The organism is Pseudomonas sp. Y5-11, assembly GCF_022368695.1.
GTDB lineage: Bacteria > Pseudomonadota > Gammaproteobacteria > Pseudomonadales > Pseudomonadaceae > Aquipseudomonas > Aquipseudomonas parakoreensis.
This window is the reverse complement of record NZ_CP058974.1, coordinates 1,950,233-1,967,510: the sequence shown is the minus strand read 5'-3', so window position 1 is coordinate 1,967,510 and position 17,278 is coordinate 1,950,233. Positions and strand designations below refer to the sequence as shown.

Sequence of the window (17,278 nt, the reverse complement as noted above, 5' to 3'; positions counted from 1 at the left end):
CTCCTACAGGATGTACATCAAGCCAATGTAGGAGCTGCCGAAGGCTGCGATCTTTTGCTCTCGAAAATAAATGAGCCGTTTTTCAGATCTGGCGTGACAGAGAAGGAAAGCCCCCTTGATTCAACCTTCTCAGGATCACCCTTCATGCACCCCACCCGCCTCACGCCACTGGCCCGCCACCTGCGCAACCTCGTACTGGGCGCCAGCCTGAGCTTCAGCGCTCTGCCAGCCATGGCCGCCGAAACCAAGGTTTACCACATCGCCCCGGCGTCGCTGGAAAACGCCCTCAACCAGTTTGGTCGTGAAGCCGGCGTGCTGATCTCCTTCGGTTCGCAGATCACCCGCGGCGTGCAAAGCCGTGGCCTGGAAGGCAGCTACACCGCCGCCCAAGGTCTCGATGCACTGCTCGAAGGCACCGGCCTGCAAGCCCGCGCCGAGGGTAACAATGCGTTCAGCCTGCAACCGGTCGGCGACACCGCGCTGGAGCTAGACGCCTCGAAAGTCGTCGGTGACTGGCTCGGTGATGCGGCGCAGGTCAACGTGTTCGAGCATCCGGGTGCCCGCGACGTGATCCGCCGTGAAGACTTTGAGCGTCAAGGCGCAACTCAGGCGCGCGATGTACTCAACCGCATCCCCGGGGTCAACGCGCCGGAAAACAACGGCACCGGCAGCCACGACATGGCGCTGAACTTTGGCATTCGCGGTCTTAACCCGCGCCTGGCTGCACGTTCGACGGTACTGATGGACGGCATTCCCGTGCCGTTCGCCCCTTACGGCCAGCCACAGTTGTCGTTTGCGCCGATCAGCATGGGCAACATGGACGCGGTGGATGTGGTGCGTGGCGGCGGCGCGGTGCGTTACGGCCCGCAAAACGTCGGCGGTGTGGTCAACTTCGTGACCCGCGCCATCCCCGATGAGCCGACGGTCAAGGGTGGGCTCCAGACAGAAACCAGTCCGTCGTCGAGCCATGATGGCTTCAAGACCAGCGCCAATCTGCTGGCCGGCGGCACCAATGCCAACGGTCTGGGCGGCGCGTTGCTGTATTCCGGGACTCGCGGTGGCGACTGGCGTGAACACAGCGACAGCGAGATCGACGACCTGATTCTCAAGGGTAAATACCAGCTCGACGAGGCCAACAGCTTCAACGCCATGGCCCAGTATTACGAAGGCAAGGCCGACATGCCCGGTGGCCTGAGCGTCGCCGATTACGATGCCAATCCGTACCAGTCGACGCGATTGAAAGACCAGTTCTGGGGTCGCCGGACGATGTTCAACTTTGGCTATCGCTATCAGGAAGATCGCCGCGAATTCACCGCCAATACCTTCTTCACCAAAACCCTGCGTAGCGGTTATCTGGATCAGGGCAGCTTTCTCTCGCTGTCGCCGCGCGAGTATTGGGTACGCGGTTTCGAAACGCGCTTCGCCCAAGGTTTTGATCTCGGCCCGACCAGCCATGAAGTCGGCGTCGGTTATCGCTATATCAATGAGGCCGGGCACGAGTTGCGCTATCGCACGCCGATCAGCAGCAACCAATACCCGACCACTAACAGCCGCAACGACCGCGACACCCGCGGTGGTACTGAAGCCAACGCATTGTTCGTCGACGATCGCATCGACATCGGCAAATGGACCATCACCCCGGGCGTACGCTACGAGATGATCGAGTCGCAGCAGACCAACAACCTGACCAACGTCAAATACCAAGGCGACTACAACACCGCGCTGCCGGCACTGAACGTGCTGTATCACCTGACTGACAGCTGGAATCTGTACGCCAACACCGAAGGCTCGTTCGGCAGCGTGCAGTACAGCCAGATGCCTAACCGCGTGAGCAGCGGCGAAGTGAAACCGGAGAAGGCCCGCACCTGGGAACTCGGCACCCGTTACGACAACGGCGCACTGCGCGCAGAAATTGGTGCGTTCCTGATCAACTTCGACAACCAGTACGAAAGCAATCAGACCAATGATTCGGTGATCGCCCGTGGCCAGACCCGCCATCAGGGAATCGAGACCAGCGTTAATTACGCACTGGATGACTTGAGCCCGGCACTGGCCGGTTTCGATGTGTACGCCACTTATGCCTATGTCGACGCGACCATCCGCGAAGACGGGCCGAACAAGGGCAACCGCGTACCGTTCTCCTCGAAACACAAAGGCACAATTGGCGTCGGTTACACCGAAGGGCCGTGGAAGCTCAACTTTGACAGCAGCTTCCAGAGCGACCAGTTCGCCGACAACGCCAACACCTCCAAGGAAAGTGCCGACGGCAGCACCGGCAAAATCCCCGGCTACATGCTGTTCAGCAGCCGCGCCGGTTACGACTTCGGCCCGCAACTGTCGGATCTGAACGTGGCAGTGGGGGTGAAGAACATCTTCAACACGCAGTACTTCACCCGCTCGTTTGACGACAACAACAAGGGCAAGTACGTCGGTGAACCGCGCACGGTGTATGTACAAACGTCTGTAGCTTTCTAAAAGAACTGTGGCGAGGGAGCTTGCTCCCTCGCCACACTGCACAGCAACACAAACAAAAACGGGCCTGCTTGCGCAGGCCCGTTCTCATGGGGTGGCTTGAAAAATCAGCGCATCAACTGTTGATCGCTGCCTGTTCGTTCTCCAGAAACTCTTCTTCCAGCAGTGCGTCATTCGCCTTGCTGAATGGCACGATGGCGGCGCGGGGTTTGCCCCGCAGTTTGCCAAACAGGTGCTCCAGCGCATGTTCCAGTTTTTCGGCTGCACCGTCGATCGCCTGTTCCAGCGAATCGGCTTTATGGGTGACGGAAATCGGTTGATGGCCTTTTGGCCGCGCTTCCAGTTGGCAGCGCAAGTCATGGGGACCTGGTTTGTCGCCGTTCTCGTCGCTCAGGTGGACTTCGACACGGGTCAGGTCTTCTTCATAACGGTCGAGCGTGCTCTCAATGGTTGTACGTACCCACTCCTCCAGTCGTTTACTGCTTTGAATATGGTTATCGCTGTTGACTTGGATTTGCATAGTTCATCCCTTATTTCAGCTAGCTCGCGAGAGGCCTTGAATTGAATTTCCTGACCCCTTGGTTACAACAATCGGCCCGACTGACGAACATTTCAACCCCTGAAAAAAGATAAATATTCATTCGCAAAAAAAGCCGGACAACCGAGCAAGTCACTGGTAAGGTCGGGAGTTGGGTTGCCTCGCAACCCTGCAAAATCTGCTCACAATTGCCCGTCGTTCAACGGATGTAAACTGCGGAAAATCCCCGCTTCCTCCACCAGCCAGTCATGCACCGCACGCACGCCCGGATGGCTCAATGCCCCCGGCGCATAGAGCAATACATAGCGCTTGTGGTTCGGCACCGACAGGCCGAACGGCACGATCAACGTCCCGCGCTCCAGCTCATCGTTGAGCAACGTGCGCCGGGCAATCGCCACGCCCATACCGGCGATAGCCGCTTCGATGGTCAGGTGATTGCGATTGAACGTGTGCCCCCGCCGTACGTCGGCGCCTTCAAAGCCAATCGCATTCAGATAGAACTCCCACTCCGCGTACTCATAACTGCCGCGCCAGGCGGTGATGTCGTGCAACAACGGGAAATGCACCAGATCCGCCGGCCCATGCAGCGGCGGGCGACCGCGCAACAGGCTCGGCGCACACACCGGAAAAATCTGCTCATCGAGCAAGGCTGTGGATAACAGCCCCGGATAGCTGCCGTCGTTCAGATCGATCGCCAAATCGAAGTCACCCTCGTGCAACGGCACGCTGCTGTCCTCGGCCACCAGCCGTAACTGGATGTCCGGATAGCGCTGTTGCAGGCGCGGCAGACGTGGGGTCAGCCATTTGCTCAGGAACGACGGAATCGAACGCACCCGCAAAATCCCGCTGATCATCCCGGCATCCAGACGACGCAATTCAGCATCGATGTTGCCGTAGGCCTCATTGACGGTGATGGCCAGCCGCTGGCCTTCCGCACTCAACTCGACACCCCGCGCCCGGCGATGAAACAGGCGAAAGCCCAGACGCTCTTCCAGCTGGCGAATCTGCTGACTGACCGCCCCCGGGGTGATGTGCAGCTCTTCCGCGCAACGGGTGAACGACAGGTGCCGCGCGGCACAGGAAAACACCTGCAGCCAGACGTAGGTCTGGGCGTGCAATTGACGACTCATCGTTTAGTCCTGCTAAAGGCTTTCTTAGGAAGTTTCGTTGGTCACGTAGGACCGAGGTAGGCAGTATCGCCGACATTGCGCTTGTCCTACAAAAAATGGCAGCGATTCCTACTCCATTGCTTGTAAGGGTTTAGCATGGCTATCAGTGTTTTTGATCTATTCAAAGTCGGCATCGGTCCGTCCAGCTCCCACACCGTCGGCCCGATGCGCGCTGCTGCGACCTTCGCCCAGGCGCTGATCGAGCACCGCCTGCTCAACGATGTGCGTCGGGTGGAAATCCGTTTATACGGCTCGTTGTCGGCCACCGGTGTCGGCCACGCCACCGACCGCGCCACGGTCATGGGCCTGATGGGCGAATGGCCGGACAGCATTGATCCCTCGACCATCGACCTACGCATCCAGCAACTGCGCGAAAGCGGCCTGTTGCTTCTGGCCGGTCAGAGAGAAATTTCCTTCAACTGGCAGCACGATCTCCTGCTGCTGGACGAAAGCCTGCCCTACCACCCCAACGCCATGTCGCTGACAGCCTTTGGCGAAAGCGCCGAGCTTTTTACGCAAACGTACTACTCGATTGGCGGCGGTTTCATCATCGAAGCGGCGGAAGCCGAGTCCGGTGTGGCGCCGGCCGGCGACGTGGTGTTGCCGTACGATTTTTCCAGCGCCGCCGAACTGCTGAGCCTGTGCAAGCAGCACAACTTGCGCGTGTCGGAGCTGATGATGGCCAACGAACGGGCCTGGCGCAGCGACGCTGAAATCCGTAACGGCCTGCTGCACATCTGGTCGGTGATGCGCGAGTGTGTCGAACAGGGCCTGCGCCACGAAGGCATCCTGCCCGGTGGGCTGAACGTGCCGCGCCGCGCGGCGAAATTGCACCGCAGCCTGCTGGAAATCGGCAAGCCGAACGTGATCAGTTCGACGCTGTCGGCGATGGAGTGGGTCAATCTTTTCGCCCTCGCCGTTAACGAAGAGAACGCTGCCGGCGGGCGCATGGTGACCGCGCCGACCAATGGCGCGGCCGGGATCATTCCGGCCGTTCTGCACTACTACATGAAATTCAATCCGGACGCGTCTGACGATGACGTGGTCGCGTTCTTCATGGGCGCCGCCGCTGTCGGCATTCTGTGTAAGAAAAATGCCTCGATCTCCGGCGCTGAAGTCGGCTGCCAGGGCGAGGTCGGTTCGGCCTGTGCGATGGCCGCGGCGGGCCTCGCTGAAGTGCTGGGTGCGACTCCGGAACAACTGGAAAACGCCGCCGAAATCGGCCTGGAACACAACCTCGGCCTGACCTGCGACCCGGTCGGCGGCCTGGTGCAGGTGCCGTGCATCGAGCGCAATGCCATCGCCGCGGTGAAGGCGATCAATGCCACACAAATGGCCCTGCGCGGCGACGGCAAACACTTCATTTCTCTCGACCGGGTGATCCGCACCATGCGCGACACCGGCGCCGACATGCACGACAAATACAAAGAGACTTCACGGGGAGGCCTGGCCGTGAGCTGGGTGGAGTGCTGACGCGCATTCCCTGACCGCCCCGGCAGGCCGCAACTTGCGGCCTGCCAACCGTGAGCCCGAGCAAAAATAATAACGAGGCAAAAACGATGACCGATGTACGTACACCTGCTGCCGAAAATCCCGCTGTAGATCGCACACGCAACACCGACGTTGCCCACAAGGGCTGGAGCAAATCCGACACCACCTGGATGCTCGGTCTGTACGGCACCGCGATTGGTGCCGGCACATTGTTCCTGCCGATCAATGCCGGCGTCGGCGGTTTCTGGCCGTTGCTGATTCTGGCGCTGCTGGCCTTCCCGATGACCTTCTTCGCCCACCGAGGCCTGACCCGCTTCGTGCTGTCCGGGCGTTCCGGCGACATCACCGAAGTCGTCGAAGAACACTTCGGTATCGGCGCCGGCAAGCTGATTACCCTGCTGTATTTCTTTGCGATTTTTCCGATCCTGCTGGTGTACAGCGTTGCACTGACCAACACCCTGAGCAGTTTTCTCGAACATCAATTGCACATCGCGCCGCCACCTCGGGCAATCCTGTCGCTGGTGCTGATCCTCGGCCTGATGGCGATCGTGCGCTGCGGCCAGAACGTGATCGTCAAAGCCATGAGCGTGCTGGTTTACCCATTCGTGGCCGCGCTGCTGTTACTCGGCCTCAGTCTGATTCCGAACTGGAACGGCGCGTTCTTCGCCAGCGCTCAAGAGGCAATGCCGCTGTCGACGTTCCTCAAGACCCTGTGGCTGGCGATCCCGGTGATGGTGTTCTCGTTCAACCACTCGCCGATCATCTCCGCCTTCGCGGTCGATCAGAAACAGCGTTACGGCGCGGAGGCCGAACGCAAGAGCAGCGGCATCCTCGCCATGGCCCACGGCATGATGGTGGTGACGGTGATGTTCTTCTGCTTCAGTTGCGTACTGGCGCTATCGCCGGCCGATCTTGCAGCAGCGAAGGCGCAGAACATATCGATCCTGTCGTACCTGGCCAACCACTTTCAGACCCCGGTCATCGCTTACGCCGCACCGCTGATTGCGCTGGTGGCGATCACCAAATCCTTCCTCGGCCACTACATCGGCGCCAGCGAAGGCTTTCAGGGCATGATCGTCAAGAGTTTGCGGGGCCGTGGCAAAGTGATGTCGGCGAGCTGGCTGAACCGTGCGACCGCGCTGTTCATGATCCTCAGTTGCTGGGCCGTCGCCACCTTCAACCCGAGCATTCTGGGCATGATCGAAACCCTCGGCGGGCCGGTGATTGCCTGCCTGTTGTTCCTGATGCCGATGTACGCCATCCGCCGGGTGCCAGCCTTGCGCCAGTACTCGGGACAGGCCTCCAACGTGTTCGTGGTGCTGATCGGCCTGATTGCACTGTCGGCGATCATCTACTCGGTTCTGCCCTGAAACGGGCCATAAATGACGAAGGCGAGCCAGGGGCTCGCCTTTTTTACGCCGTATCCATTGTCCAACAATTTTCCCGGCACAGCCCTTGCTATGACCTGTGCAGGAGCTGCCGCAGGCTGCGATCTTTTGATCTTTGTGACCGAAATCAAAACACTGAAGATCAAAAGATCGCAGCCTGCGGCAGCTCCTACACGAAGCAACAACACAGGCCACGGAATGGCCGATGGTCCGGTATGGCGAACCAACCCGATCACGGCCGGTCAACAACTGCACGTTCAATCAGGCGGTGACGCATCATGGACAACCCTTTTCAGATCATTACCGATGCCTTCGCGCCGGACTATCAGATCAACCTGAGCATTCAGGGGCTGGACGGCAGCATCATGCTGACCCTGTCCAACAGCGGCCGGATCGTGGCCAAACGGATGATCAGCGCCGAACAGCGCAACGATCCGGTACGGCTCAAGCGGCTGGTGCAAAGCATTCAGTTCGGCATCGCCATCGAACAGGGCCACAGTGCCATGGCGATCCTCGAAGCAATGACCAGCGGCGGCGGGCTGTCCCCGCCACCGCAGCAGAACAACGGCCAGCCTCGGCCGTCGATGGGCCTTTAAAGCTCGCCCTTCTCGATCTCGGGGTGTTCACCGGAACCGGCGCCGAGTTTGCGTTGCGGTTTTTCGATCTTCACCGACGGGAATTGCGACGAGGCGTAGCGCACCACCAGAATCGAGAACGCCAGCAGCAGAATGCCGCCGCACAGGTAGATGATGCCCATGTCCGGCGGGTTGTGGTGCGAGACGTTGGAGATCAGCAGGCGGGTCAACGCGGTGATTGCCACGTAGATCAGGAAGCGCACCGGCATGTGGTTGGTCTTGAAATAAATCCCGACCATTGCGCCCAGTTCCAGATAGATGAACAGCAACAGAATGTCATCGATCTTGATGTGGCCTTCCTCGAGCATGCCGAGAAATTCCATCACCGCCGCCCACGCGGTCACCGCACCGATGGCGAACAGCGCCAGGTAGTGGAAGGTCTCGACGAACAGGTTGCCCAGGGACTCGGCCAGTTGATGCACGTTTTGCCGCAATTTCTCGGCCCAGTTGATTTTCACGATGATGTTCCTTAGCCCGATGCGAGCGGATGATGCCTGTTGGACGTGACGGTTTTCCGTATGCGCTGTGCGCCATGCAGAAACGAGGCCACGCATCATGGCGAGCCGGCATGAAACCTGCGCCGTGGCGTTTGGTCGCACCGTTGAACAGACACCGTCAACAGGAATGATTGTGACGATCCAACTAAAGTTTCTTGATAAGTTCGTTACGTTGAAAAGGCATTAGCTTATAAATGAAATATTATTAACCGGGTCATTCTGTGAACTCGCGCACACTCCCCCGGTAATTCACCAGTTAGTTATCGAATAAATTACTCGTGTAATTATTTCCAGAGCAGGCCCATCAGCGAAGCTTTAACGGCCGCGGCGATTTTGTTTTGGCAACCGAGTTTCTTCAGGCAATGGTTTATATGGAAGTTTACGGTCCTTTTGCTGATGCCGAGGATCACCGAAACATCGTCCGATGACTTTCCGTCAGCGGTCCATTGCAGAATTTCCTTTTCCCTTTGCGACAGTTCTATCGGTACCGGGATTACCGAATCGGCGCCGCGCATTTGCAGGCGCGTCAGGCCCAGATGGGTGATCTGAGCCAGCCATGAAAGCTCTGCCTGCTTGGTTTCGAGTTCCAGTGCGGTGATCGCTTCGCTGCCCCGGGCAAACGTCACCAGCCCTTGAGTTTCGCTGTTCAGCAGCGTCTGCCCCCAACCTTCGCAGATTCCATGAGCATGCGCTTCCTGCCAGAAGTCGGGCGCTTGAGCCTTGAGTTCAGCATCCCACAACACCGGTCTCACGCTGCGCATTGCGCGCATCACGTAAGGGTCGATTTCCAGGTAACGATTGGCGGAATAGGCAGCTTGCCAGGCCGGCGAATAGTTATTGGCGAGAAAAAGGCAAGGTTTGGTGATGGGGAAAAGCCTGCGTGAACCATAGGCCACATAATCAAACTCCAACTGCCTGGCAACGGTCTTGATATTGTCGAACAACAACTCGACATCCGTTGCAGACATGGCGTTTTCCAACAGTTCAGCCTGCCAATATGACATAGAGATTCCTTTCCCACAGTTATTGCTGTCGGCCTCTTGCCAACATGCCTAGCATATTTCCAAATGTTTCCGCTAGCTGTCAAGGGTGACAGGTAGTCTGCGAGCGCAGTGTGCACTTTAATCGCCACCCAACCAATCACTAAACGGAATCTGTGATGGATTACTTGTCAGGACGTTATGACCAGTTGACGACAGTAAAGCGTCAACGCTTGGCTCAATATCGCTATCAGGTCTTTGTCGAACGCCTCGGCTGGCAATTATCAACACCGGACGATTTCGAGTTTGATCAGTTCGACCACAGCGGCACCCATTACATCGTTGCGCAAGAACAAGACGGCAACATCAAAGGTTGCGCACGCTTGTTACCAACCACCCAGCCGTATTTGCTGAGTGAGGTGTTCACCGCGTTGCTCGGTGACCAGCCTGCACCGTGCGGTGATGACATCTGGGAGCTGTCGCGCTTCACCTCACTGGACCTCGATGCCGAGGGCGGCAAAAACGAACAAGTGATGTCCGACGAAAATACCGTCGGCCTGTTCATGGCCACGCTCGAGTACGCCCGAACCTGCGGCGTTTCACATCTGGTGTCGGTGTCCCCGGTTGCCATCGGCCGCCTGCTCAAACGCGGCGGCATTGACTACAAATGGCTGGCGCCGCCACAGGTCCTGGACAACCGAACCCTCGGCGCCTGCTACATCACGGTGCAGTAAAACTGCTCGACACGCGATAACAAAAAACACATCAACTGAAGCTGCCGACACGCGTCGAGCAGCACCTTTCGGTGTGGGTCGATTTCACGCCATGGATAGCAACTGCCTTAAACCAACGTTCAACACAGAGGGATGATCATGATCGACATGCACAGGAAAGTTGCCAAAGACATCGTCCACAAGGGCCACGACGACGATGTGCTGATTTACGACGCTCACCACTTGCTGCCGGCCTGGTTGCCTGCGGCCATCGTGCAACGGGCCAACCTTGATCCGATGGATCTGCAGGTTATCAATCAGGCCTATCGGCTGGACAGCGAGCGCCTGGTGCTGCGCTCACTGCCAACCATCATCGACCTGCAGGCGCTCGAACAGGCGGGCCTGTCCGACTGTCTGCCGGAGCTGCTGACGAATTACGAAAAGACCACCGACCACCTGATCCTCAGCGGCGTCTGGGTGCTGGAAAGCACCGAAGCCAAACTGGCTCGACTGCCCGGTTGCGACAACGGCCTGAGCCTCGATCAGCGCCGGCAGGTGCATGATGTCCTGAAAAACCTGGACGGCTGCCCGCAGCAGGGTCTGCTGTATTTCACCCTGTTCAACGACACCGCCAATTACTTTTTCTACCGCAAGCACCACGAGCATGTCCCGGGCCTGATGCTGATCGAAGCGGCACGCCAAGCGATGTATGCACAGTTCTACGAGCACAGCGGTTACGCCCGCGGCGAGGTGTCGATTTCCATCGTTGATCTGCTGTCGAGTTTTCCCCGTTACACCGAGTCTTCGTTTCAGGTGGATGTGCTGGTCGGCGACTACGAAGGCATGGCGCAGCCACGGGCGCGCAAGGTCGACAAGCGTGCACGCTTCTTTCAGCGCGGCGAACTGGTGGCCGACATTCGCCTGCATGGCGAAGTGATCAAGATGCCGGTGTTCAAGCGCATGCGGAATATCAACATCGACCCGGCCTGCTGGTTCCGCCCGCTCAAGGGCATACGCCATGAAGTGCTGGTGCGCCTGGATTCCGGGCGTCACCTCTCCGCCCGTCTGGAGCTGCTGTCGATGGCCGGCCTGCAAGTACAATGCGACAGCCCGCTCGACGCCTCCGAGCGCGGCCACGTTTACCTGTATCTGGAAAGCGAAGGGATGCTCAGTCTGCCGCTGCAATCGCTGCACGCCAGCGACGCGACAAAGGCCGGCACGCTCAAACTGCATCTGGCAGAGCTGGATTCGCCGTTGCGCTTCAAGTGGCGCGAGGTGCTCAAACAATTCGCTTACTTCTCCCACGAAGAAACCGCTCCGGCCCCGGCGCCCGCTCTCGGACAACCGGTGTGGATGACCTTCGATCAGACCAGCGCAATGCCCGAACACAGGAAGGAAGCATGATGACGCGCTATCCCCACGTGCTGGAGCCGCTGCGGCTGGCCGGCGGGCTGGAGTTGCGCAATCGGCTGTTCTTCGCGTCGATGGGCGTGGACCTGGCCGATCACAGCGGGTGCGTGACGCCCGCCATGATCGAGTTTTATCAGGGCATCATGGAGGGCGGCTGCTCCATGGCGTTTCTGTGCAACGCCACGGTCTCGCCGCAGTCACGCTTGCAGAGCACCGGGCTCGGCCTGTTCGAAGCACATCAGGGCGAATCGCTCAGGGCGATGTTCGCCATGGCCGAGCAGGTCAACACGCCAGTGGGTGTGCAACTGCAGCATTACGGCGGCCAGGGCACCACCACCCACACCGGGGTTGCCGTGTTGACCCCGAGCGGCGTGCCCTGCCCGCGCGTGTCGAAACTTGATCCGGATTATCGCGTGCGGATCATGGACGAAACCGACATCGCCCTGGTGATCGAGCAGTTCGCCCATTCCGCCTGGCTGGCCTGGACCAACGGCGCACGCCTGGTGCAGTTGCAGGCGTCCAACGGCTACCTGCTGAGCAGTTTTCTCTCGCCGCACACCAACAAGCGCACCGACCGCTATGGCGGCAGCGAAGAGAACCGCGCGCGGCTGTTGCTTGACGTGGTCAGGGCCATTCGCGAGCGCACCCAGGGCCAATTGATCGTCACCATTCGTCTGGGCATCGACGACCGTCTGGGCGCGGAAGGGCTGCAATATCCGGACATCAAGGAAACCGTGCAGGCGCTCTGTCAGGCCGGCGTTGCCGCGCTGGAATGTTCGATGTGCATGGGCGCGACCTTCGGCCAGTTGATTGTGCATTCCGAGACCATGGACGCCTACCTGCAAGCCGGCGTGCGGGCGATCAAGTCCGTGGCGACAGTACCGGTGGGGTACGCCGGTTTCATCGACGGTCTGGACAAGGCCGAGCAGTTGCTGGCCGACGGCGTATGCGATTGGGTGGGCATGTCGCGGGCGCTGTTTGCCGACAACGACCTGATCAACAAAACCCTGCAGGGCCGCTCCGCCGATATCCACAAATGCCGGTGGGACAGCCAGTGCTTCAGCGACAAGAGCAATCCGCAACTGGATCGGGTGTATTGCTGCGTGAACCCGAAATATTTACGCCCCGCGTTGGCATAAGGAGATGCGACATATGTACGATTTTCTGGGAAAAGTATGCCTGGTCACCGGCGGCACCAGCGGCATCGGCGAGACCGTCAGCGAACGCCTGATCAAGGCCGGCGCCGAGGTGATCGTGTTCGGCCGGGACGAGGAAAAAGGCGCGGCGCTGGCCGATCGGCTGGGTGAACACTGCCGCTTCATCGCCTGCGATGTCGGGGATCCGGCGCAGGTCGAGCAGGCGTTCGCGACCATTCGTTCGGCCTACGGCCGCCTCGATTGCGCGTTCAACAATGCCGGCGTGACCGCCAAGTACGGAGCGCTCGCGCAATCGTGCCCGGATGACTGGATGAAGGTGATGAACATCAACGTCAACGGCACCTACCACTGCATGCGCCATGAACTGCAACTGATGCTCACCCGCGGCACCGGGGCCATCGTCAATACCTCGTCCTGCGCCGGCGTGGTGCCGATTGGCGGCCAGGTGGCCTATGTCGCCAGCAAGCAGGCGATCAACGGCATGACCCAAGTGGCGTCGATCGAAAATGCGCGGCTGGAAGACGGTGGCTGCATTCGCGTCAATGCGGTCGCCCCGGGACCGATCCTCGGCGGCATGAACAGCGAGGCACGCCTGAAAGCCGCACCGGAAAACACCCAGCGCAAAATCAACGTGACGTCGATGAAGCGCTTCGGCACGGCGGACGAAGTGGCCAACGCGGTGCTCTGGCTGCTCAGCGATCAATCCGCTTACGTCACGGGTGTGATCATGCCCATCGATGGGGGTTACGCCAGCGGCAAGTTCTGAAATCAAACAAACCAACGACCCGCCGCGTGCGGGTCGTTTTGTTTGAGGGGCGTGAATCAGGAAAATCGCCGAATCCGGTCTACATTGAAAAGCCACTACCCAAAGCGCAGGGATTCGCTTATCCTTTCGCTGTATATAAATACAGTAGTCGCTAAGACAACTAAATGTGAAGGCATGTGAGGTGGTGAATGGCCGTCGAAGTGGTATACCGCAGCAGCCGAGATCTGGAGCGCTTGTTCATGGATAAAGCCGAAGCTGACCGTCATGACAAAATGCTCGAACTGGCCGAGATGCTGTCCGAAGTGTTGCAAAAAGCCGTGCCGTCGCTGAACGAGCAACAGGTTGAAGAAGTCGGGATCTACATGGCGAAGAACCGCGATGTGTTCGCCAAGGCGTTCAAGAGCCAGCCTGATGCGCTGTCGGAGCTGATCAATGCACCGGCCGAGCCAGTGGCTGAAGAGACTGGGCCGGCAAAATCCGATGAAGCGCCGGTCAAACCGGCAAAAGCGGCGAAAGCTGCCAAGTAACAACGTTTGAATCGAAAAGATCGCAGCCTGCGGCAGCTCCTACAGGGAATACGCATTCCATATGTAGGAGCTGCCGCAGGCTGCGATCTTTTGCTTTTCAGCGATACAGGACTTTCTCCGCCAACTCATCCGCCACCCGCGCCGGCGAGCGTTTCTCGGCCTGCGCATGGGCAAACACTTCGGTCAGTCGCGAGGAAATCTTCGACAGATGCGCAGTGATCGTCCCCAGCTCCTCACCGCGATGCTTGAGCGAGACATAAATCAACCCGCCCGCGTTGATCACATAATCCGGCGCATACAGAATCCCCCGACGCTCGAGTTGATCAGCCACATCCAGATGCGTCAGTTGATTGTTCGCCGAACCGGCCACCGCCGAGCAGCGCAATTGCGTCACCGTGTGACTGTTGAGCACCCCGCCGAGGCCGCAAGGCGCAAGGATGTCGCAGGGTGTGCTGAGCAAGGCGTCGTTGGCGATCGGATGCGCGTTGAGCTGTTCCATCGCCAGTTGCACCTTGCCGTGGTCGATGTCGCTGACCAGCAATTCGGCGCCTGCCGCGTGTAGCTGCTCGGCCAGTGCATAACCGACGTTGCCCAAGCCCTGAATCGCCACGCGCAAGCCTTCAAGATTGTCGCTGCCCAGCCGCGCCATGGCGGTGGCGCGAATGCCGGTGAACACCCCCATCGCCGCGTGCGGTGCCGGGTCACCGGCCGAGGTGGTGCTGGTGACATGCCGGGTCTGCTGGGCGATGCAATCCATGTCCGCCACCGACGTGCCGCTGTCGATGGCGGTGATGTAGCGCCCGTCGAGCTGCTCGATACAGCGCCCGAAAGCCTCGAACAGCGCACCGCGGTTTTCCACATGCGCCGGGCGTACGATCACTGCCACCCCGCCGCCCTGGGCCAGTCCGGCCAGCGCCGCTTTGTAGCTCATGCCCTGCGCGAGGCGAATGGCGTCCTCGACTGCGGATTCGTCGTTGGGATAGGCAAGATAACGGCAACCGCCCAGGGCAGGCCCGAGGCGACTGTTATGAATGGCAATGACCGCCTTCAACCCGGTGACCGGGTCAACGCTGAGGTGCAGCGATTCCAGGCGAGTGCTTTGCATGAGAGCGAACATCGGCAGGCTCCCGAATCACTTCTGGTAGTCGCCAGTATAGGCTTGCGCCCAAAAATTGCTGAAGCGCACCGGAATAAGCGTCGGCGCCAACGGCGACTTTGCGGCATAACCCGGCCGGTACTGGACGAATGGCACGGACGGGGCTAAAACGAGGCATGCCCCGGAGATTTCGATGAGTCCGCGCCAACGTTTTTTCGAGTGTCTGCACCGTTCACCGCCCGCACTGTTCGAAGCGGCGCTGTGGATGGCTGCCGAGCACGAAAAAGGCCTGGATGTCGAAGCACTGCAACAGGACTTCAAGGAGCTGCAACAGCGCGTCAGCCACGGTTTGCCGATGCTGCCAGTCAGCGAACTGGCGCAACCGTTGCTGCGGCGGATGAATGATCTGGGGTTCGCCCAGGATGATTTTTTGCCGTTGCGCCCACAGGTCGCGTTGTTGCACAAGGTGTTGCAGACCCGTCGCGGCCAGCCACTGAGCCTGTCCCTGATAGCCCTGGAACTGGCGCGCAGTCTGGAAATTCCGCTGGTCGGCGTGAACTTTCCAGGGCATTTCCTGCTGCGGGTGCCCGGCGCTGATCACTTGCTGGATCCCTGCGGCGGTCGGCGGCTTTATCCGAATGATTGTCGCGAGTTGTTGCAGCGTCAGTACGGCGCACACATGAAACTCAACGCCGAGCATCTATTGGTCGCCACTCCGGTCCAAATGCTGCAGCGCCTGTCACGCAACCTGCGCCAGTTGCATCTGGCGCACGAGGATTACATCGCTGCGTTGATCGATGCCGAACGCGTGCTGGAACTGGGCGGTGCCAGCGCTGCCGATTACCTGGCTCGCGCCAGCCTGTATCAGCGCCTCGACTGCCCGAACGCCGAGCGTTTCGATCTGGAGCATGCGTTGCTGCTCAGTGACGATCCGATCCAGCGCCTGCGCCTGACCGAACGGCTCGGGCACCTGCCTCCGAATTCCGTGGTCCACTAATCCCTGTGTGGGAGCGCGCCTGCTCGCGAAGCAGGCGCCTCGGTTTATCCTTTAAACCGCGTTATCGTTCTTCGCGAGCAAGCTCGCCCCAACATTGGATTGCGGGATATCTGAGGGCGAACGCACCTGGATGATCAGCAGTGCCGCAATAACCGCCGGAATCGCGCAGAAGAAGAAAATCTGCGCCACCGGAATGTGCATCGCCAGCAGCAGGCTGCCAAACAGCGGCCCGAGGATCGAACCGAAGCGCCCTACCCCCAGCGCCCAGCCAGTGCCCGTGGCGCGCACCTGCGCCGGATAGAAGTTACTGGCGAAAGCGTTCAGCGTCAGTTGCCCACCGATGATGCAGAACCCGGCGGCAAACACGCAGGCCACCAGATAGCGCGGATTGTCGTGATTCAGCCCCAGCAGAATCGTGCACACAGCCGCCCCGGCCAACACTGCGCAGAGCAGGCGCACCTTGCGCTTGAGCCGGTCAGCGAACCACGCCATGCACACCGCACCCAAGGTGCCGGCGAACAGGAACATCGAGGTCACCAGATTGGCTTCATTGAGTTGCAGACCGCTTTCGAGCAACAGCGTCGGCAGCCAGCTGATCATGAAATACAACAGAATCAGGCTGACAAAAAACGTCGCCCAGATCAGCAGGGTCGGTCGTGCATAACCGTTGCGGAACAGCTCGACCACGGTCAGTTTGCTGCCCTGCTCGCGCTCGTTCTGCTCGACCGAGGCGGCCGGTGGCTGCCAGTCCGGCAGCATTCGCGCGGTGACTTTGCGCAGGCGCGCATAGGGCGGTGCATCGCGCAGCAGTCGCGGCAGCGATTCCGGGAGCATCCACCACAGGAACGGGAACAGCAGCAGCGGCGTGACACCACCGGCAAGGAACACCGCTTGCCAGCCAAAGCGATCAATGAACCCTGCCGCAACAAAACCACCCGCCGCACCGCCAAAGGAAAAGCCGCAAGCGGCCAGCGTGACCATCAAGGTGCGCAGGCGCGGCGGCGAATACTCCGACATCAGGGCCATGGCACTGGGCATCGCGCCACCCATGCCGATGCCGCAAATGAAACGCGCGATCATCAGGGTATTCAGGGAATCGGCGAACACCATCAGCACCGTGAGGGTGGCGTAGATCAGCACGCACGCCAGCAGAATCCGCCGCACGCCGAAGCGGTCGGCCAGCGGCGTCACCGCGAGCGAACCCAGGGTCAGGCCCAACAGGTTGGCACTGAAAACCGGCCCGAAGGCGGCTTTCTCCAGGCCCCAGTCCTGCGCCAGGGCCGGCACCACGTAGCCGAGCACCTGGGCATCATAGCCGTCGGTGACCAGCAACAAGGCGAGCAGGATCAAGAGCAACCACTGATAGCGGGACACAGGACGGGCGTCGAGTGCCGCCCGGAAGCTGGCAATCTGGTTGTGCATCGCAAGGTACCTGTTTTGTT

Annotated in this window: 15 protein-coding genes and 1 pseudogene; 10 read left to right on the top strand and 6 right to left on the bottom strand. The window is 59.8% G+C overall.

The annotated features are described in order from the left end of the window. The first annotated feature begins 144 nt into the window (after positions 1 to 144). On the top strand, positions 145 to 2,475 hold the full coding sequence (gene fecA, locus HXW87_RS08640; protein WP_239778764.1) for a TonB-dependent Fe(3+) dicitrate receptor FecA: 2,331 nt from the start codon (positions 145 to 147) through the stop codon (positions 2,473 to 2,475). A 112-nt stretch (positions 2,476 to 2,587) separates the two neighbouring features. Here the strand turns inward: fecA and HXW87_RS08635 are convergent, their stop codons facing one another. Both HXW87_RS08635 and HXW87_RS08630 read right to left on the bottom strand, forming a co-directional pair. Continuing rightward, a complete protein-coding gene (locus tag HXW87_RS08635) occupies positions 2,588 to 2,992 on the bottom strand; it encodes an HPF/RaiA family ribosome-associated protein (RefSeq protein ID WP_007968091.1) in 405 nt (134 codons plus the stop codon). Positions 2,993 to 3,192: 200 nt separating this feature from the next. After that, positions 3,193 to 4,140, bottom strand: coding sequence for a LysR substrate-binding domain-containing protein (locus HXW87_RS08630; protein ID WP_047291811.1), 948 nt, complete (start codon positions 4,138 to 4,140; stop codon positions 3,193 to 3,195). Positions 4,141 to 4,275: 135 nt separating this feature from the next. Here HXW87_RS08630 and HXW87_RS08625 point away from each other — a divergent pair, with 135 nt between their 5' ends. The 3 genes from HXW87_RS08625 (at position 4,276) to HXW87_RS08615 (ending at position 7,654) form a co-directional block, all read left to right on the top strand. Further along, positions 4,276 to 5,652, top strand: a complete 1,377-nt coding sequence (locus HXW87_RS08625; protein WP_239778763.1) for an L-serine ammonia-lyase — start codon at positions 4,276 to 4,278, stop codon at positions 5,650 to 5,652. Between the two features lie 86 nt (positions 5,653 to 5,738). After that, a complete protein-coding gene (locus tag HXW87_RS08620) occupies positions 5,739 to 7,040 on the top strand; it encodes an HAAAP family serine/threonine permease (RefSeq protein WP_131671468.1) in 1,302 nt (433 codons plus the stop codon). Positions 7,041 to 7,336: 296 nt separating this feature from the next. Continuing rightward, positions 7,337 to 7,654 carry a DUF3509 domain-containing protein gene (locus HXW87_RS08615; protein WP_239778762.1) on the top strand — a complete coding sequence of 106 codons (318 nt, stop codon included), beginning with the start codon at positions 7,337 to 7,339 and terminating at the stop codon, positions 7,652 to 7,654. Here the strand turns inward: HXW87_RS08615 and HXW87_RS08610 are convergent. Together HXW87_RS08610 and HXW87_RS08605 are read right to left on the bottom strand one after the other, a co-directional pair. Continuing rightward, complete coding sequence (locus HXW87_RS08610; protein ID WP_003221775.1) at positions 7,651 to 8,151, bottom strand: phosphate-starvation-inducible PsiE family protein; 501 nt, start codon at positions 8,149 to 8,151, stop codon at positions 7,651 to 7,653. The genes HXW87_RS08615 and HXW87_RS08610 overlap by 4 nt on opposite strands. 323 nt (positions 8,152 to 8,474) lie before the next feature. Continuing rightward, a complete protein-coding gene (locus tag HXW87_RS08605; RefSeq protein WP_239778761.1) occupies positions 8,475 to 9,194 on the bottom strand; it encodes an autoinducer binding domain-containing protein in 720 nt (239 codons plus the stop codon). Between the two features lie 155 nt (positions 9,195 to 9,349). Between HXW87_RS08605 and HXW87_RS08600 the strand changes: the two genes are divergently transcribed. From HXW87_RS08600 to HXW87_RS08580, 5 genes and pseudogenes are all read left to right on the top strand, one after another. Next, positions 9,350 to 9,904: an acyl-homoserine-lactone synthase gene (locus tag HXW87_RS08600; RefSeq protein WP_145597451.1), complete on the top strand. Its 555-nt coding sequence runs from the start codon at positions 9,350 to 9,352 to the stop codon at positions 9,902 to 9,904. 138 nt (positions 9,905 to 10,042) lie between these two features. Continuing rightward, the gene (locus HXW87_RS08595) at positions 10,043 to 11,287 is read left to right on the top strand and encodes an AfsA-related hotdog domain-containing protein (protein WP_239778760.1); all 1,245 of its coding nucleotides are present in this window, start codon (positions 10,043 to 10,045) and stop codon (positions 11,285 to 11,287) included. Next, positions 11,284 to 12,432, top strand: coding sequence for an NADH:flavin oxidoreductase (locus HXW87_RS08590; RefSeq protein WP_095667467.1), 1,149 nt, complete (start codon positions 11,284 to 11,286; stop codon positions 12,430 to 12,432). Before HXW87_RS08595 ends, HXW87_RS08590 begins: the two co-directional genes overlap by 4 nt. A gap of 13 nt (positions 12,433 to 12,445) precedes the next feature. Further along, positions 12,446 to 13,216 carry an SDR family NAD(P)-dependent oxidoreductase gene (locus tag HXW87_RS08585; protein WP_239778759.1) on the top strand — a complete coding sequence of 257 codons (771 nt, stop codon included), beginning with the start codon at positions 12,446 to 12,448 and terminating at the stop codon, positions 13,214 to 13,216. A 188-nt stretch (positions 13,217 to 13,404) separates the two neighbouring features. Further along, positions 13,405 to 13,644: pseudogene (locus HXW87_RS08580) on the top strand (YebG family protein); the annotation flags it as partial. A 196-nt stretch (positions 13,645 to 13,840) separates the two neighbouring features. Here HXW87_RS08580 and HXW87_RS08575 read toward each other — a convergent pair. Further along, on the bottom strand, positions 13,841 to 14,860 hold the full coding sequence (locus HXW87_RS08575) for a Glu/Leu/Phe/Val dehydrogenase dimerization domain-containing protein (protein ID WP_239778758.1): 1,020 nt from the start codon (positions 14,858 to 14,860) through the stop codon (positions 13,841 to 13,843). Positions 14,861 to 15,032: 172 nt separating this feature from the next. On the opposite strand from HXW87_RS08575, the gene HXW87_RS08570 reads away from it, so the two are divergent. Further along, positions 15,033 to 15,836, top strand: a complete 804-nt coding sequence (locus HXW87_RS08570; RefSeq protein ID WP_239778757.1) for a transglutaminase family protein — start codon at positions 15,033 to 15,035, stop codon at positions 15,834 to 15,836. A gap of 51 nt (positions 15,837 to 15,887) precedes the next feature. Here the strand turns inward: HXW87_RS08570 and HXW87_RS08565 are convergent, their stop codons facing one another. Beyond that, positions 15,888 to 17,258 carry an aromatic acid/H+ symport family MFS transporter gene (locus tag HXW87_RS08565; protein WP_239778756.1) on the bottom strand — a complete coding sequence of 457 codons (1,371 nt, stop codon included), beginning with the start codon at positions 17,256 to 17,258 and terminating at the stop codon, positions 15,888 to 15,890. Between the last annotated feature and the right edge of the window lie 20 nt (positions 17,259 to 17,278).

Coding starts and splice junctions, on each gene's coding strand:
- fecA (WP_239778764.1), top strand. CDS start 145: ATGCACCCCACCCGCCTCACGCCACTGGCCCGCCACCTGCGCAACCTC.
- HXW87_RS08635 (WP_007968091.1), bottom strand. CDS start 2,992: ATGCAAATCCAAGTCAACAGCGATAACCATATTCAAAGCAGTAAACGA.
- HXW87_RS08630 (WP_047291811.1), bottom strand. CDS start 4,140: ATGAGTCGTCAATTGCACGCCCAGACCTACGTCTGGCTGCAGGTGTTT.
- HXW87_RS08625 (WP_239778763.1), top strand. CDS start 4,276: ATGGCTATCAGTGTTTTTGATCTATTCAAAGTCGGCATCGGTCCGTCC.
- HXW87_RS08620 (WP_131671468.1), top strand. CDS start 5,739: ATGACCGATGTACGTACACCTGCTGCCGAAAATCCCGCTGTAGATCGC.
- HXW87_RS08615 (WP_239778762.1), top strand. CDS start 7,337: ATGGACAACCCTTTTCAGATCATTACCGATGCCTTCGCGCCGGACTAT.
- HXW87_RS08605 (WP_239778761.1), bottom strand. CDS start 9,194: ATGTCATATTGGCAGGCTGAACTGTTGGAAAACGCCATGTCTGCAACG.
- HXW87_RS08600 (WP_145597451.1), top strand. CDS start 9,350: ATGGATTACTTGTCAGGACGTTATGACCAGTTGACGACAGTAAAGCGT.
- HXW87_RS08595 (WP_239778760.1), top strand. CDS start 10,043: ATGATCGACATGCACAGGAAAGTTGCCAAAGACATCGTCCACAAGGGC.
- HXW87_RS08590 (WP_095667467.1), top strand. CDS start 11,284: ATGATGACGCGCTATCCCCACGTGCTGGAGCCGCTGCGGCTGGCCGGC.
- HXW87_RS08585 (WP_239778759.1), top strand. CDS start 12,446: ATGTACGATTTTCTGGGAAAAGTATGCCTGGTCACCGGCGGCACCAGC.
- HXW87_RS08575 (WP_239778758.1), bottom strand. CDS start 14,860: ATGTTCGCTCTCATGCAAAGCACTCGCCTGGAATCGCTGCACCTCAGC.
- HXW87_RS08570 (WP_239778757.1), top strand. CDS start 15,033: ATGAGTCCGCGCCAACGTTTTTTCGAGTGTCTGCACCGTTCACCGCCC.
- HXW87_RS08565 (WP_239778756.1), bottom strand. CDS start 17,258: ATGCACAACCAGATTGCCAGCTTCCGGGCGGCACTCGACGCCCGTCCT.